The organism is Pseudomonas sp. UBA7530 (assembly GCF_002479365.1).
GTDB lineage: Bacteria > Pseudomonadota > Gammaproteobacteria > Pseudomonadales > Pseudomonadaceae > Aquipseudomonas.
Window position 1 is genome coordinate 318,260 of the sequence record NZ_DLMS01000011.1, and the last position, 17,324, is coordinate 335,583.

Genomic DNA, 17,324 nt, shown 5'->3' on the forward strand with positions numbered 1-17,324 from the left:
ATTGCCTCCGATACTCATACCAGTTGAGCCGCTCTCAAGAGGAAGAGAGGAATATCTGAGTGTTTTCCTCCCCAGCCGCCGAAACTTTACACCTGATGCGCTCCATGATTTCTTCTCCAAGCTCGCGTGATGTAAAGTCGAACCTGAGCTGGTAAGACTTTTCGCTGCGCTCGGCTTCCCAATACGAAAGCCCCTGATCAAACTGGATGGTCAGTTGATTACCGGAGCGCAGCTTAAGCTGTAGCCGGCGGTAGTGCGGCAAGGTAGGCAGGCTTAGCACCTCTCCCTCGCGGCCGCAGTACGCCAGAGCCTGGCGGAGGGCCTCATCGCGCTCGCGAGCTGAGTGCCAGTCATGCCGGCACTGCCAAGGCGAGCGATTGTCTTCCCGCTGATATTGTCGGCCTAGGATTCGGATAGCGAAATCTGCATCACTCAGCCGTCCGAGCTCGTGGATCACGCTGACCAGCAGATTCACAACTAGCGGGCTGCATACGTAACGGTCGCTGTAAACCAGTTCTGTAATTGGATCCTTGCCTGTGAGGGCATCATTAATCAGGCCATTGGCCTCAGTACCTAGGTGCTCCCAGAACCGACGAGCAAAGTTGTCGAGCGAGCCATCCAGCTGATTGCCGATCTCGATCTTGATCAAGCCAGAGGGTGGGGCCGGCATGAGATCGGCAGCATTCAAGATGCGCTCTGCCTTGAGGTCGGAGGGGGTGCCTCGGATGATCCGTGCACCGGCCTCCGCTAGATCCCATGTGTGGCCAGGTGCGGCCAGGTTCGTATTGTCGCTAGCCCAGGCAATGCAGCCTTGTGGGCCTTGCAGTGAGACATTGAATGCCAGCGCCCCGAGATCCGGTATGGAATTGTGTAGGCATATCTGTACTCCGTTGAAGGCTAGCTTTGCCAACCATTCCTTTTGGTCTCTTGGCAGGCTGGAAACGGTACTTTCCAGTAAATGTAATTGCACTAGGTGTCCGACGCTTTCCCAGCTATGCAGTTGATGCCTCAGGCGGCGTGCGACAGCAAGATCCCACTCTTCGGCGGGTGCAGTGAAGTAAATGGCTACGGTCTTCGCGTTGTCGTCCCTAGTAATCGCTCTTTCGACCGCTTCCTGTAGAGTGGAGATTTCTGCCTGGCTTTTCGGACCAAAGACAGCGAGCTCGGCAGGCAGCGCCAGACCGGCCAGCCAGGCCGGGTTGATCCATGCCAGCGCGGCATGGCGATCCAGGCGATCGGCCTCGAAGCGGGTATCGAAACTGAGCAGGCAGCGCTGGCAGGCATGCGAGCAGTTGCAGCTGTCCAAGCGGGTGATGACCCGCTGCCACAGGCTGGCTTCATTCAGCCGCTCTGCGGCCTGGGTGGTATAGCCACCGCTGCGCAGGTCGAACACGCGGATGGCGCGGGTTGGCTGGCCATCGACCTTGATCGGGTGGCTGTCGCAGCCCAGCTCTTCGGTCTGTATGCCCAGATCGGCGGCAATCGCTTCGCGCAGCGCCACGGCAATCGAGTAGGCGGTGATATCGTCGTTGAGCAGTTCGCCGCTGGTAGGGTTGCGCAGCACCAGTTCCAGCGCATCGGTCAGGCTGTCATGGCCGAGGTGGACGTTCTGCTTGATCTTCCAGCTGTTGTGGCTGCCGGGGCAGATGTTGTCGCCGTCGTCGCTCCTGCCGCCGCGCAGGCGGCGGTGCTGCGCCTTCTGGCGGAAGATGGCCGGCAGATACTGTTCATTGGCAGGGGCGGATGCGTCGGGATAGCTGAGCATCGGCTCGGCCTTGCCGCACTCCAGGCAGATGGCAAAGCCCTTCTGGTTGGCGCCCGAGGTGTAGTTGAACAGCTGCGCCTGCTGGCTGGCGCGGAACTGGCCGAGTGCCGGGTTGGCCAGGCAGACCCAGCTGGCCGGCACGTTCAGCCAGGGCGCATTGACCGGCACATACTGCAGGCGGCTGATGTCGTTGTGCGGCTCGTCGAAGAAGTCCACGGCAAAGCCGGAGGGCACCAGATATTCGCGAATATGTTCATCTTTGATCGGCTCACCGCACGCCTGGCAGTTGATCTCCCGTCCGGGGTTGATGGCCGTGCTGCTGGCACCGCACTTGTTGCAGTGCCAGGCCTTCTTGAACAGCTGCAGCTCCTTGACGTTTTCGGCAGACGCGGGAGCGTGCCAATTCAGGGTGATGCCGGAGGACTTGTAGACCAGCCCATCCATGACCAGCTCGGCGCCCGGCGCATATTCGCGCAGGCCGGTGATGCGGTCGCGGGAAGCCAGCGAGCGGTAACGGGCGCGGTTGTCCTCGCGCTTGTCGCCGTCCTCCTGCTTCAGGGTCTGCATGCAGCGGTTGTCGAAGCTGACGATGTCGGTCGGGAAGCCGTAGCCCGGCAGGAAGCGCCGGTCAGCCAGCTCGCTGAGCAGGTACTCCTTCGCGATGCGGCTGAGCTGTGCCTCCATAGCGCGGTAGGCGGCGGCCTTCTTGTCGGTAATCTGCTGCAGTTGGGTGTGGCTGGCCGAGTATTCCTGCTGCCATGCCTGCATGATCTCTTTCATGCGGCGGCTGGCATGCTTGAACAGCTCGGGCTGCGGGGTGGTGTCGAGGATGCTGCGGCGGGTGATGTCCTTGAGGGCCTGTCCCACCAGCGTTTCGGTATCGACCGCCTGGTTGTCGCACCACAGGCAGAAACGCGCGGCCAGCGACATAGGCAGTTCGCCGTCGAGGAAGAAGGCACCGGCGGTCATCGACTTGATTTCCTGGGCGGCGACCACGTGCTTGAGCCAGTGCGACAGCAGCCAGGCATTGACGTGGCGCTGTACCAGATCGGGGCTCTGCAGGGACACCTTGGGCATGCGCATGGGCGTGTTGAACGGCCAGAGCGGGTTGTTGAACACGCTCTGGTCGTGCGGGGTGTTCTTGCAGACGGCCAGGGCCAGCGAGCGTCCCTCGCGGCGGCGCCCGGCACGGCCGGCACGCTGCAGGTAGTTGGCCGGGTGCGGGGGCACGTTGTTCATCGCCACCACGCTGATGCCGCCGATGTCCACGCCCATTTCCATGGTGGTCGAGCAGCTCAGCAGGTTCAGCTTGCCGGTCTTGAACTTGCCTTCGTAGCTGTCTAGTTTGCTCTTCGGCTGCTGCGCCGAGTGCTCGGCGGCACGGAAGTAGTGGCCCCCCTCGATGACCCGGTCCATGACGTCCGACCAGAGCGCGTCATTGCGCAGCTGCTGGATCTGCGGCTCGCTGTTCAGCCAGTCGCGGATCGCCAGCAGGCCCTCATCACCCGGCACATGCAGGAGCGCCTCGGGCGGCCGCGGCAGGGTGTAGGGCGTCACCTTGACGACCATCTCGCGGTCGGTACGTGGCGTATAGGGACTGAGTTGCTCGAACGGGGTGTCGATGAAGCGCCGCGATACCGGGCACAGATAGACCGTTTCGGGCAGCCGGAAACTCAGGTCCTTGAGGTCGAGCTGATAGCCGTCGCCTGACGTAATCAACAGCTTTGCCTGCTGGGTCAGTACCCGCCAAGCCTCACTCAGGATCGAGTCGATCTGATTCTGATGGATCGCGGTCGACCAGTTGAATGCCTTGCAGAGCAGCAGAATGGCCCGCGACTGGATGCCATTGACGGTGTTGACCGCTGGCCAGCGGACAAAGCGGCTCTGCAGCTTTTCAGGCTTTTCCCCCAAGACCGGCGCAACTACCCATTTGGGGCGAATGCGTGCGCCGATCAGTGACTGCCAGCGTTCGTTGATGTTCAGGATGGTGTTTTCGCGGACGAAGAAGTCCAGCAGCACTTTCAGGTAGGTACGCCAAGACTCGGCATCCAGGTGCGCGGGCCAGGCCATGGGTTTGCCGGTGACGTTGGCCAGCTTGGGATAGCAGACCTGTACCAGGCCCAGGGTTTCCAAGCTGTTGGCGCGCTTCGGGCGGCGATAGAACTCGCGCGCCAGCAGCATGCTGGCCAGGGCGACACTGTCCTGCTTGCCGAAGGTATTCGGCGCGAGGTTGTTGTAGTAATCGAGCATGCCCATCTGCAGCTCTGGGGTGCCGGCCAGATGGTTGGCCATATCTGTCCAGCTTATTTCCGCTCCCTTTGTAGCTTCAGCCTGCCTGTCGAGCAAAGACTGCAGGTGTTTCTGCTCGATACGACTCAGTTGCGTTGCTGTTTGTAGGTCTTGCAGATCCTGCAAGTCCTCTGCGGACAGTCCATCGATCGGTTGTGCCTGCAGCAAACGCTGATATATCAGCCCGCGGATCCGATTGCGCTCGGAGTCCTGCTGCAGCTTGATGGCAATACGCGCCGTGCCCTGGCGACTGTCGGTGAAGGAAATCAGCTTGCGGCCCTGGAAAGGCTTGCCGGTAGGCATCGGATCTGGTGGGCAGAATTCCAGCAGGGTGCCGATCACCGTGCTCAGGGTGAAAGGCGTGCCGATGCGCGCCGGACGTAGCAGGCTGCGGCCCTGGATATTGGCGCCACAGCAAGGGCATTCGTTCTTGATGGTGCGGAAGAGCTGCAGCTCGATACCGCCATCCGCGGGACGATTGGGGGTCAGTCGCTGGGTGGTGCGATCGAGGAAGTCGCCACTGTAATTCTTGACGGCGCGATTAGTGATCAGGATCTGGATAGATGACACAGTATCTTCGGCCTGATCCTCGGCCCCCGTAGAATCTTCGTCGAGGGCGAACTCGTCGACCTGTTGCTGAGTCGGGTCGACCAGCTCGCTGCTACCCTTAGTCCCCGCCTGCAGGAAGCTCTCGTTGCACTCCTCGCAGGACACCAGCGGCATTAGCGGCGCGCCGCAGCGGCAGTGAGTTCGCTCTTCCAGGTAAACCATGCCAAACGGCCAGTCGGCATGCTCCAGCGCGGTGCCGGCCTTGTGGCTGCAGTGGCGGTCCACGCAGGCGCGGATTGCCGGAATCACGTTATGGAACAGGTGTGCGCGCAGCGGCAGGAAGGACAGGCCCTCGGCACTCTTGGTGCCGGACAGCAGATCCAGCCAGGCGAGCACCTGCGCCGAGGGTAGACCGGACTCACGGATCAGCCCTTGCAGGCTTTGTGGTTTCACCTGGCCATCAGGCATGAACAGGGCGCGCAGCCGCCGAGCGGTGGGGCTAGCTTCCAAGCGCTGGTAGCGCAGCGTCGACTGTTCCTGGTCCGCCTCGATGGCACAGATGGCTTCAGGGGTGTCCTGCTCGGCAACCGGGGTGGCGTTCAGCAGCGTCGGGATATCCCGATGTCCCTGCACGACATGCACCTGCTGCGGATCCACTCCGCCGATATCGGCGAGGAAGGTGCGCAGGCTCTCGATGGTCTGAGTATCCGAGCCGAAGGTGGCCGAGGTCGCCACGAAGCGCACATCCTGTGGCTTGACTTGGAAGGCCAGCATCACCCGGCGCAGCAGCAGCGCCATCTCCGCGGCCTGGGAGCCGATGTGGGTGTGCGCCTCGTCCAGAATGATCCAGCGCAGCTTGCCGGCCGACTTCTGCAGGATCGGCTCGTCATCCTTGCGGATGAGCATGTACTCCAGCATGGTCGCGTTGGTCACCAGCAGTTGCGGCGGGCTGGCGCGCAGGCTCTTGCGGTCGATCACCTGGCCATCGTACTGCTGGTCTCTATTCCTGCGTTCGTTCTCCAGGGCACCGGTGTATAGACAATGGCGAATCTGTCCGCCGAATCCGTGGGTCCAGGCATCCAGGCGGTTCTGTTGCGAGTTGATCAGGGCGTTTAAAGGGTAGATGAACAGGGCGCGGACACCCTCCGGGTCTTCGCCAGCGTCGATTTCCTTGGCCAGCTGGCTGAGGACCGGTACCAGGAAACACTCGGTTTTGCCCGAGCCGGTGCCGCTGGTCACCACCAGTGATTGCGGCTCGGGACGGTTGAGAATCTCCCAGGCCGCCAACTGGTGGGTGAAAGGATGGCGATTGCTGGGGAAGGCATATTCCTCTGCAAGATCATGGGGCTCCTTGGGCGGGGCCGCCATGGCTTCGGCAAGGCGTCGGTGTAGTAGGTCACCGCCGGCCAGCGAACTCATGGTTTCAGAGCTTTCCTGCCAGCCGAAGGTCGGTTCGAAGACCGGGTCGGCCAGCCAGGCGCCCGGAGTGCCGGGGGCGGCGGTCAGCTGATCATGCAGGAACTGCCGCAGCTGCGGATTGCCTAGACTGAGCAGGCCCTGGGCGGCGCGCTCGCTGCGGGTACTCAGGTTGCTGGTAAGAACGGAGAAATAGTTCTTCTGATAGAGCATGGGATTCACTTCTGCATCGAGGCGGCTTGCGCCATGGCCAGGCCGAGTTGATAGGCGGAGTCAAACCAGACCGTATCGAACTGGCGAGCGTTTCTTAGGCTGAACAGGCGTGCCGGATCGGCTTGCCACTGCTGTCCATGGCCGGAGTAGGTATCGAAGGCGGCCATGAAGGGCAGCATGACTGTGGTCAGCTTGAAGTCGTTGGCGGGGAGCTTGCAGTGGCGGAGGAGCATTTGCCCGTGGGGTGTTTTCAGGAATTCCCCGATATCCGTATTGCCACTGCCAGGATATTGATGGGTTTCAGCGGGATTGCGTCGGAACATCTGCTGCATGGCCGAGTGCTCGCCATCCAGCAGTTGAGACAACCAGGAGTCGGTGAGCATCGCCGGATTTCTCAGGAAGAACGCCACATCTGGGCTTTGTAGATCGAACGAGTGGTGCAAGCCCTGATCGAAGATAAAGCGCAGCGCCGGCTGCCAGCGTGACAGGAACTGGCTCTTGCTCTGGATGTCGTTGCGGATCACCGACAGCAGGCGGGGATTGTCGGCTGCCAGCTGCTGGCGCAGTGTCGCGAAAGTGTCGAACCAGTGCTTTGGCGCGATCAGCAGCCACTCGAAGGGCAGCTCGCAGGGCAGGCGCTCTGCCAGCCGGCTGGAGAAATCGTCCAGCAGCAGCGTTGCCGTGGCCAGAGCCTGCGGCTCGCGGATTAGTGCCTGGCAGATGTCCAGGCTGGCCAGCGGCAGGTGGTGCAGCCGGTCCAGCAGCAGCTCTAGTGTCTGCCAGTCCTCGGCTTCCGGGTCTGCTGCCATGGTGTGTAGCGCAGCCCGGAGCTGGCACATGCGCTCTTCGCCATTGGCTTCGCAGAGCGCCTTGCGCAGCGGGGTCAGGGGCTTCGACAGTTGGCTCGCGGTCGGTGGCACGATGGTCGCACGGCTGTGTAGCGGTGACTCGGCAGAGGTGTACAGCAACCAAGGGCCGACGGCATCGTCTGGCAGGCTGACCAGCCAGCTGCCGGTGAACACCTGTTCGGAAAAATGCAGCGGCAGGCTGACCGGGTCATGTTCCGGTTCTGCCAGTGGCAGGCCCAATATCAGACCCTCGGCATGCGGCTGCTCAAGCAGAACGTCGGAGCCGCTATCGTTCAGTGACGCCATCTCGCGCTGGCTGTGCAGGCGGATGCGCGTCGAGTAGCGGCCCACCTGTAGGCGAGCGTGGGTCTGGTGGGCATGAATCAACTCTAGCTGCACGACATGATCGAGCCCCGGGTGGCAGGACAACATCTGCTGTATCGCCGGGATCAGCTCGAACAGGCGGATTTCACGAATCCCGGTGTAGCGAATTTCCTGAGAGAGGGTGGAGCGGGCATCGGCGCCGCTGGACGTCAGGCGAATCTGCCAGTTCTCGGCGCCCTGTGCCGACATCAATACCGCACGGCATCCGATCAGCTCTTCGATGGTCAGGGCCTGATTCAGCTTGAGAGGAGTGTCGTTGCGCAGCAGCGTGACGCCATAGCCGGGGAAGGGTAGAGTGAGCCTCTGCTCGCCGTCGGGCCACTGCAGACACAGCGGAACCGTGGTGGCCGGCCGGCTGCCGTTGCTCTTCAGCCGCAGGAGCAGGCCTGTCCCATCATGGCGGCGCTCCAGCGCGACCTGTTCGCTCTCGCAGCGCACCGGCACATCAGGCCAGTGGTGCAGGCGAATGCTGCCCTCGAGGGTGCTGGCGCCCGGCGCGTAGGTGATGGAGGCTTCGTCCGGGAGAAGCACGGCGCGGGTGTTCAGCAGGCGCTGGCCATTCTTGCGCCAGATCAGCCGGCACAGCCCTGGCGCCCGGGCTTGGGCGAGCGGCAGCTCCCTGCCTTGAGTGCGGACAAACAGCTCATGGGCGGGCGCATAGCTGGAAAAGCCCGTTCCCTGCTCAATGCGTAGGCGCGGCGTGCCACGGAACAGCAGCCCCGGCACGGAGAGCGCCTCCAGACTGTTGCCATGCCAGTAGGCTTCCGGGTGGCGGGTAGCGCTGGCGCTGATGGTGACAACGAAGGGCTGTTGTTTGTACGTGAGCCGGGTGGTGCCGGCGGGAAGTTCCATCAGCATTTGCCCGTCGGCCAGGCAGTCATGCAGCTCGCGAGCCTCGCCTTCTTCGGCATACACGATGGTTCTCGCCGGCATGGCCGCCAGTGCCGACTCGCCCTTGACCAGCGCATCGCCCTGCGCGAGCAGGCGGGCAAAGGGATAGGTATTCTCGAAGATCAGCGGCTCGTCATGGCTCAAGGCTTCGCCGCCCGGTAGGTTGGCAATGTGCAGGGTGGCGCCCCAGCGGCTGACGATCAGCTGCGCGGCATTGTGCAGGCTGTGGATGGCCGGCAGCGGCCTGGCGATCAGCTGGTATTCCTCGTCTCTAAGCAGAGCTTCGCCGACCAGGTATTCCCGCTCGCCGATGCGCAGCAGCAGCTGGAAGTGTGGCGGCAGCGCCTCCATGGCCATCCCCAGTGCTTCGGCCACCTGGTCGCGTCGGGCCTGAGCCTGCATCGCGAATGTCAGCTCGTAGACGGGCATTGAGCCATCGGAGCTGAAGCGCAGACCGCGCTGGATCTGGAAAGGAGGCCGCCGCGACTGGGGCGTGATGCTGACTGTATCCCGGACCAGGCCTTTGATCAGGCTGGCGGCGGCCTGAGAATCGAGGGCGATGGGGAAGAGATCTTCCCAGTGAGGGCACTCTCCCTGCAGCCGGGCGATTGGGTCTTGGGCGCCCTGCAGGGCATAGGTCTTGCGGATGTGCAGCACCGCCTTGACCAGATTGTCGAGCAGCTCGTAGACCGGCGCCTGCTGGTAGCAGGCGGGCAAGAGCTCGGCTTGGGCCTCGATAGCCTGACGCAGCTGCTCATCCTGCAGCTCGTAGCGCAGCGCCTGCTCGGTGACCATGCGCAGCAGGCCGGACAGCCCGCCCTGCGCCGACTCGACCAGGCGCATGGGCAGGCCGCCATTCACTGCGACCAGGCCGATGAAGCGCTTGCCTTCATTCTTGATGGCGGTCTGCAGACGCCATAGGTGGCGTCCGTCGATGACCAGTCTGCGGGTCTTATCCTGGGGCAACCCCTGCTGGCCGGCTGCCTCGCACAGTGGTCCCCAACGCCATGCTCCTCCCGGATATTCGCGCTTCCACCATTCGGCCGCAAAGAGTAGCCAGGCCTGAGCATATTTGGGGTGCGCGTGTTGCCCCACGTTGAGCCCATGCAAAAGCTGACGCAGTGTCTCGAATTCTTCTGATGAGGTCTTATAGGCGAATAGCGGGCGACTATCCGGTTCTTGCAGTCCACGCCTAGATAAAAAGTCTGAAATCCATTGGACAAGCGGCACACATAATTCCTTTTTTGTGAACGAGTGAGCTGCCTCAAAGGCTGTCCTTGGATCGTGTCCTTTTTTCAATCTCAAAACAAGGCGACAGATTCATCTAGCTCGTGGTGCTTGGGACGAGGTGTCCGATAACTGGGCCATGTTGGATGGCGGTGTTTCATATCCACCAATAGATCATTCTCGTTTCCCAGCCTGGGATCTGACGAAATTTCTGGCACCAGCGTTAACACAACCGAACATCGGGTTACCGTGGTATCTCGTAGGTAATCGGGAGTGGGAGTGCACGCTGATGAGATGGTTTTGCGTAGCGATATTTTGCGGTGGCATCGGGCTTTGGCTAAGTACCGAATACCAAATCCCGCAATGGCTGCTTTGGTCTTTGCTGTCGCTAGGAAGCACGATGTGGGGCCTGGCCAAGTGGATGGAGCGGCAGGAGGCCAAGACGGAGTGCAGTCATGATTGAGCACACAGATCCGGGTTGGTCTGCATGCCCAAGACTGCAGGCTTTGCAGCTTTCTGCACGGCAAAAACTAATTGGCATTGCACCTTATCTGGAGCGGTTTCACAGCGGGCGGGAAGGCCTGCAGGAATTCCAGGTTGATGGACTGCTGTTCTACCCACTGGAGCTAATCAAGGGCGTGCTGGTACTTTCGCCTCAATGGCCGCGGCGCTTAACTACGCGCTGTGTGATGGACGATGGTGAGCCAGCTATCCAGGACTTTGAGTTCATGACCAGGAGACAACGAGATTGACTCTTCCTTTTGAGAGAACACGCGCCATCGTCAAAACAGAGGAGTTCCTGCGTGAGCTCTCCCGTCATTCGGGGTTACCGCAGGATATCCGCAGCTATGCGAAAAGCCTGCTCAGGCACTATCCATCTGCCGATCAAATTTTCTCGCTGGGGCGCCTTGAGGAATGTCTGGTAAACGAAGCGCTTGAAGATGAATACCGACGGCGGGTAATCGCCTTCCACCAGCCACTGCTCTGCTCGTCGCTGGAGTATGAACGATAGCAATGGCCCGCTATTTGTCTGAACCGCCGGTATCTCAACTCGTTATGCAACGGGTTAAGCGGCTGCGAAAAGGAAGACCTTTCAGCATCAGAGACTTCGCAGAGCTTGGTACGAGTACGGCCATCTCCAAAGCAGTAGCCCAGTTGGTTCGGCGGGGCGAGCTTGAGCGTGTGTGTCGTGGCATTTACATGCGACCCAAATACAGCCAATGCACTGGCCGAGCTGTGCGTCCTGGACCATTGGACTTGGTAAATCTGATTGCCAAGCAAAACCGTTGGACACTGCAGATTCATGGCGCTGATGCAGTGAGGCGATTCGGTCTGAGTACACAGATGCCGGTCATTCCAATCTATTACACCAGCGGCCCTAGTCGATCGATATATGTAGGGAAGGCAGAGATCAGGCTCATGCATGCTGCTCCGATGGTTATGCAGCGCGCAGGTGGCAGGGTCGGGATGGCCATCAGCGCGCTTTTTTATCTCGGTAAAGGCGGCACCACTCCGGAAAATGTTGCTGTAGTCAAAAAAGCTCTCAGCCCCGAAGAGATGAAAAAACTATGGGCCTGCAGAATGCCGAAATGGATGCGCATAGCGCTGACTGAGAAATAAGTTCAGTCTGGAATTTCGTCGACGCGCGGCGGAAATACCTGACAAGGAGGAGTTGGCCGCCCCTCTGTAAAACCCGCGCATGCGCGGAAATATCATATGGCTGAACAATTTTTTCGCAGCATGGATTGATCAAAAATCTGCTCGCTACCCGTCATTTCCTAAGGACATGGGAGCTTCTGCGTCTGCGCGGAACCGGTAATGAAAAATCTCGGTCCGTGCTCATGTCCGAATGAGGGGTTTGGCGCTCCCACTATGAAGGTGAACCCTTTGTAGAGCGACAACCACATGAACCGACAAGCGCTAATTTCTCTAGCCTCAGAGCAGGGCCAATCCGGCCAGGTAATCGGGCAAATCCTCGATGTTATTTGTGCACACCCTGACCTAATCGACTTGCCACGGATGGTGGCAGGGCTGCTACGCGCATTGCGCGTATCCGAGCTTGGTTCCCCTATCAAAATAGGAAACTGTGATCCGCTCGTATGGCGAGAGGCATCCCAGTGGATCGTCTCGCTGAGCAGTCAGCCCCACATCTCGGAGCGTTTGGGTAGCCGCTTCTGGTTGGGGACGCCCCCGCCTACTCGAAACCCTGTGCTGAGCCGGGGTGTGAAAACGTATGGGTTCCCGTACGCCGCGCTGTGGCATGCGCCACGAGACACAGAGAATGCACCAGACTACGACCGCCTGATTGCTCAATTGATAGCGGCAACGCAGACATCTAGTCAGCTTCAACTGTCTGCCCAGCGCTATGCCGCGTTCCTAGATCTGAGGTGGTTGTGCGAAACGCGCCATCTGATCATTCCCTCAGAACTGAGGGTTTGGGGTACCACGGCCAGTTTCGTGGCGGCATGCCGAGGTTTCTCAGCACCCGACTCCAGGTCGGAAAATGCGGATCGATTCGCTTCAATTACCCGATTGGTCCGTTACAGCCAGGGAGAGGTGCCGCAGACGAGGTCGAACGGGGGTGGCAGCCGCGGCAGACGAGGAAAATCGGATACTCCGGAGCTAACGCATTTCATTGCTGAGGACCACCGTGGGTTTGTCCTGGGTGATCCAGATGATCCGGATCAGTTGCCGGGCCACTATCAGATTCTCACCAAATCACCAACGATTGATGAGGATGTCGATGGGCTGGCTCCAGATGAATTGAGTCCTGCTGCTGAGATCTGGCTACTGGACGATGACGGTATTGAGCGACCGTTCGTTGCTGACCTGCTAAGCCAGCAGGGAATCGAGAATCACATTGTACGGAGCCGGCAGCAGTTGCCGTTTACTTATGCCCAATTCACGCTTGCGGAGTTGAGAGATCTGCTGTTCGGTGCCAGCGATCTATTCATAGCATGTCGGCAAAAACTGAATAGCAACCAAGACTGCGTGCAGGCTCAGCTACGGATGGAGGCCATCCTGATGCTGCACCTCAGTCTGTGGCTCGGACAACCTCCAATCCATGTCGTTCAGTTGATAGTGGTGGATCGGGAGATGGACTGCTCCGACGGAGTGGCCTTGGTGAGAGGGGCGCCCGGGCAGTTCAGCGTAGGTGTTCGACGTCCGGAGCTGGCAGGAGATGAGCGTTGGCAGGCCTCAGCCGGAATCCGATCCTCACAGACTCGCCTGCTACTGCCCGATCTGGCCGGCAGCTCTGCATTGATCGAAGCGCTACTACGACATTTTCCTCGAGCATCCAATCGTGTTTTTACACATCAGACCGAAGCGCTGGTCACAGAGGCCAGAAGGGTTCTCTCGATTCTGGGTAAAGGCGACCCTAGGTATACCCTAGGAAAGGTAAGGAATTATTTGTTCCACCGACTTGTCGCGGATACTCACGACATAGCCATCGCTGGGATGTTGTCTGGCGTTCGAGTGCCATCTGCGCAAACGCCGCAGTATTACCTGCAGCCTAGGGTCAGCCATTTACGACGCATTTACAGTGCGTCCCTAGGGCGGGTTCTACAACAGGTCTATGCCTGTGCTGGGCTGGCGTACGAATTGCCAGAGCTGGATGAGAGTGATCATGACGGTAGCGTAGGTGCGACGCACTGCCTGTTGCCCGAGACGATTTCAGCGAATGTGAGCGCCTTGGCGAGCATACTGCGTAAGAGGCCGCCCTCTACTCTAGATGGCCAAATTGCTTGGCATAACGCGTACACGCTGTGGGTTGTGCAAATGTTCATGCTATCCACAGGTTGCCGGGCTATCCGCAACCCGCTGCGGTTCGTTGACGAATTCGATCCGCTGCTGAGGATGGGCGCTATAGCTGATAAGGACAGCGGCGATCGGCACATGAGCCGGCTGGTCTGCGTGCCTGAAATGCTGCAACGGCAATTGGCCCACTACTTCGCACATTGCGCGGCGATCTCGAAAACCCTTCTCTCTGCCACCGTGGAGGGTGACGAGCGATGGTCCCGCGGCTTCCTCCTCTCGCACAGTGAGAGCGGAGTCCGCCGCATAGAGATCAGGCCCGCCACCCTGTACCTACATATGGAGCAAGTGGCTGGCTATATCCCGCACCGCATTAACGCCTACCGGAAGTTTATCCGCACAGAACTGTTCGAGCGTGGCTGCCCTGCAGAGGCGCTAGCCGCATTCATGGGCCACTGGCTGCGCGGAGAAGAGCCGCAAGATCACTATTCCTCGTTTTGCCCCGCAGCCTATGCCGAAGAAATGAGCAGTTGGATTACGCGGCTGTTGAAATCACTGGGCTGGTACGTACAGGGGAGCCGGTGGAGTGTGATGCGATGAATATGTCACGCCTGAATGACCAGCAGATCGAGTATCTGTGGTCCGCCGCTCCTCATGAGCCGGACTGGAAAAGAGAAATGCGTGAGCGCCTGAGGCTGATCGCCGGGAGTTGCGGAGTGCCGCTGGGCCAGTGGTTACTGGGTACGCGTGCCATTCGAGAAGTTACGGTTGAGCATGTGCGCGAATTGGAGGCCCATCTAGGTACTGACCACACGCTGCGCAACATGCTGCGCAGCATTACTCGGCGGGTGCGTAGCCAGCTCCCGGGGTTTCCGCTGGCGCGTCTGGCTATTGCTGTTGAACGGCCAGCAAACCCGATCAATCCGGATCTGTATCCCGCTGAGCGATTACGTCTCAGTCGTCAGTTGCTCCAGGCCATGCAGGATGGATTCAGACGGGAGCTCGACTCCCTGATTCCTACAGAGCGCGTCGGCCTATTCTTGATGAGTGCCTCGTATGGCGCTGGCCTGATGGAAGTCGCGCAACTGAATGCTCTCGTTTCGGTGTCCCCGAAGCAGATCGACTGGCTTGCGGGCTTGCCTGAGATCAGGCTGCCGTTACCCATTCGTGGCAAGGCAGAGGCTGAGTGCCGACAATGGTTTCCGGATCCGGCCACGCTCGCTCTGATGTTTCGGTGCGCGGATGACCTCCTGGCGCTGAAGGAGCAGCTGCAGCGTAAGGGCGGCAAGATCCGATGCGTCCGGGCGTTTTTAACGTCAGTTGGGGTATCTGGTAGCGATCTTCCAAGCAGTTTGACTGGGCTACTGGATTTACTGCGCCTACAGATGCAGTTACGCCTGCCTCAGATAATGGTCAATTTTGCCTGCCGGCAGAAGTTTGTTTCCCAGTCTCTGCGCCCCTCGGCATGGGGCGAGCTGTTTGGGCTAATCGGACTGGAGGACCCGGCTGATGCGTATGGAGGCAGCACCGGAGGTGCGACTGAGGTACAGGAGAAGGAGGACGCGCCTGGCTGGCTAATGGAGCTATGCCAGCAGATTCGTGCCGACCTACCTATCCAGTCGGGCCAGCATGCCGGGGAGCATGAAATCCTAGTGAAGGAGTGGGCGGGCTACATGCTGTCTGGGGGCTCGCTGTATGGCCACGTTATAGGACGGTCAACGGTAGCCCGCTATGTTCGGCTGCTTGGGGGGGCTCTGACGCAGCTGGATGGTCTGACGGTTTTCAGGCTGGAGCCAGATGCATTGGAAAGCGTCTACGAAGGTCTACTCGAGGCCCAGCCCACGGATGGCAAGCGTCGGGTTTTGGCCAAGGGGATTTATGAATTTCATACGTTCCTAGAGCGTCGCTACCACTATCCTCCGATTAGTCCATATGCCGTGCTGGGTATCGGTCAGGACGTTGTAAGCGTGGATGCACGTATCCTCTCCGAAGATCAATATCAGGCGGTTTTGCGCGCCTTGGATATCTGTGGACTGGAGTTGCGAACGCCGCGCCTAGTGACTGCTGCCAAACTGTTTCTAGTTCTTGGATTCCGACTTGGTCTGCGACGCAACGAAGCTCTAAAGCTGCGGCTATGCGATATCCATCTGCCTCAGCTAGCAGCAGATGCCAGCAAGCGCATTCATCAAAGTCACCCAAACATGCGCAAGCTAACGCTGGCAGAACTGGATTTGTCCGTTGACCTGCTCGTGCGTCCCCACGCACAGCGTGGCCTGAAAACCCAGAACTCGGTCAGGAGGCTGCCGCTTCGAATGCTGCTGGAGCCTGACGAACTTACGTTAATGATGAGCTGGTATCAGCAACGTCAGATTGAGGAAAGCGAGGCGCATTTTTCGGAGTTTCTGTTCTGTATCCCGGAGCTGAAAACACAATGGATAAGCGAAAGCACGCTGCTGCCGGCTTTGCATGCTTGCATGCGATCGGTAACGGGATCGCAGCTAATTCATTACCACCATCTACGCCACTCATGCGCTACCTGGTTGATGCTCAAGCTGACGGGATTGATCACTGATGCGTCGCCAAGCCTTATTTTCGGTGATTTACCGCAAACCAGCCGGTGGCTGCAGGATCTTGGTAGGTTGCGTAGTGAGCTGGTACTCCTTAATGGCGGGCCCACACGGCGCATTGTTCATATTGTCAGTGCCCTGCTTGGTCATGGCAGCCCCAAGACCACATTGCTGCACTATGTTCACTGCCTGCCACAGGTCCTGGCACTAGCCTGGCAGTGGAACCCCAAAGCTTGGCAGTTCAGTGCACATAACGTCGCCTCGATTGCTCGAGTGAGCCTTCCCTTGATGGCTGGGACCTCAGATGCTGAGCACCTGTTGAAGATAATTGGCCGGACCAAGCAGCTCAAAGCCAAGAAGCGGGCTCGGCAAGCTGCCGTGCAAATACAAACGAAGAAAATTGAAAATCACTGGGCGATCGGGCGAATTCAAACGATCGAGTCGATGCTGGCCTATGCCTCATATGCCGAACAGACAGGTCGGGAGATCAACCTCGACTGGGTCGAGTTTGCTGCTGAGGAGCGTGCGCTAATGTTGGAGCGGGCACGCTATATCCGCGACATGCAGCAGCGTCCTGGCACAAGTAGCCAAAGGCCTAAACATAGATTGCAACCTACTCTGCATTCAGAAGGTTCGTCGTATCTATCGCTGTTGCCTTCACCTCCCAAACATGGGGGCCGGGAGGCCGTGGCCGAGTACGCTCAGCTCCTATACGAACTGCTCGAGGGCCCAGATAGCGAACGCGCCCAGCGAGTGATTGATGATTTTGTTGAACGTTGCTGGAAGACGGATACCACGTTGCGATTCCAGCGCGATCGGGATGAGGAACATGCTCAGGACTATCTGTGGCTGCTGAGTGCTATAGGTATTCCGGCTCGATCTATCGAGCTGATCGTCTACGACGCTAACAAGCCGAAGACGACCAAGTCCTACTGGCGTCAGCAACTCGGGAGCACTCGCCGGTCGTTCAGTCAGCACGCGCCGGAGAGTAACGATGTAGCGAATCTACATTTGGGTATAAGGGCGAAGCTTGAGCTGAAGGGTGAGGCAAGGCAGAACCATCACTCCGGCGCGGCCTTGCGCTACCTGATGCTGATGGCCTCCATCGACTGGCATTTCCGTGCCTGACCAAGTCCGGAGAGCATTCAGCCCTCCGGATCATCCTGCAATTCCAGCAAATCCCCCACCTGGCAGTTCAGGTACTGGCAGATCGTTTCCAGGTCCTTGAGCTCCACCCTCTGCGCGGTCTCGTGATAGAGCCGCGTGAGGGTTCCGCGGTTGATCCCGGTGTCCCTGACCACGTCACTGATCTTCAGTTTCCGCTCGCCGAGTAAGCGAGACAAATGGCACTTGACCATCTAAATCTCCAAAAATGATCTGCAGAAGATCATTTTGTCCTTGCAAAGCTCAAAATGAGCG

Annotated in this window: 8 protein-coding genes; 5 read left to right on the forward strand and 3 right to left on the reverse strand. The window is 59.4% G+C overall.

Translation table 11 applies throughout. The features are described from left to right. Window positions 1-34: 34 nt before the first annotated feature. Window positions 35-6,232 carry a DEAD/DEAH box helicase gene (locus B2U07_RS15465; protein WP_134618635.1) on the reverse strand — a complete coding sequence of 2,066 codons (6,198 nt, stop codon included), beginning with the start codon at window positions 6,230-6,232 and terminating at the stop codon, window positions 35-37. 5 nt (window positions 6,233-6,237) lie between these two features. Further along, window positions 6,238-9,585 (reverse strand): STY4851/ECs_5259 family protein, encoded by a 3,348-nt coding sequence (locus B2U07_RS15470; protein WP_296277254.1) that lies wholly within the window; start codon window positions 9,583-9,585, stop codon window positions 6,238-6,240. A 452-nt stretch (window positions 9,586-10,037) separates the two neighbouring features. On the opposite strand from B2U07_RS15470, the gene B2U07_RS15475 reads away from it, so the two are divergent. From B2U07_RS15475 to B2U07_RS15495, 5 genes are all read left to right on the forward strand, one after another. Continuing rightward, window positions 10,038-10,334 carry a hypothetical protein gene (locus B2U07_RS15475; RefSeq protein ID WP_134619127.1) on the forward strand — a complete coding sequence of 99 codons (297 nt, stop codon included), beginning with the start codon at window positions 10,038-10,040 and terminating at the stop codon, window positions 10,332-10,334. Further along, window positions 10,331-10,594, forward strand: coding sequence for a BPSL0761 family protein (locus B2U07_RS15480; protein ID WP_296277255.1), 264 nt, complete (start codon window positions 10,331-10,333; stop codon window positions 10,592-10,594). Before B2U07_RS15475 ends, B2U07_RS15480 begins: the two co-directional genes overlap by 4 nt. 44 nt (window positions 10,595-10,638) lie before the next feature. Beyond that, on the forward strand, window positions 10,639-11,202 hold the full coding sequence (locus B2U07_RS15485) for a DUF6088 family protein (protein WP_308462732.1): 564 nt from the start codon (window positions 10,639-10,641) through the stop codon (window positions 11,200-11,202). A gap of 603 nt (window positions 11,203-11,805) precedes the next feature. Continuing rightward, window positions 11,806-13,938 (forward strand): hypothetical protein, encoded by a 2,133-nt coding sequence (locus tag B2U07_RS15490; protein WP_244251203.1) that lies wholly within the window; start codon window positions 11,806-11,808, stop codon window positions 13,936-13,938. After that, window positions 13,935-17,033: a tyrosine-type recombinase/integrase gene (locus B2U07_RS15495; protein ID WP_144441039.1), complete on the forward strand. Its 3,099-nt coding sequence runs from the start codon at window positions 13,935-13,937 to the stop codon at window positions 17,031-17,033. Before B2U07_RS15490 ends, B2U07_RS15495 begins: the two co-directional genes overlap by 4 nt. Before the next feature lie 17 nt (window positions 17,034-17,050). On the opposite strand, the gene B2U07_RS15500 is transcribed toward B2U07_RS15495, so the two are convergent. Continuing rightward, window positions 17,051-17,263, reverse strand: a complete 213-nt coding sequence (locus tag B2U07_RS15500; protein WP_003292745.1) for a helix-turn-helix domain-containing protein — start codon at window positions 17,261-17,263, stop codon at window positions 17,051-17,053. Between the last annotated feature and the right edge of the window lie 61 nt (window positions 17,264-17,324).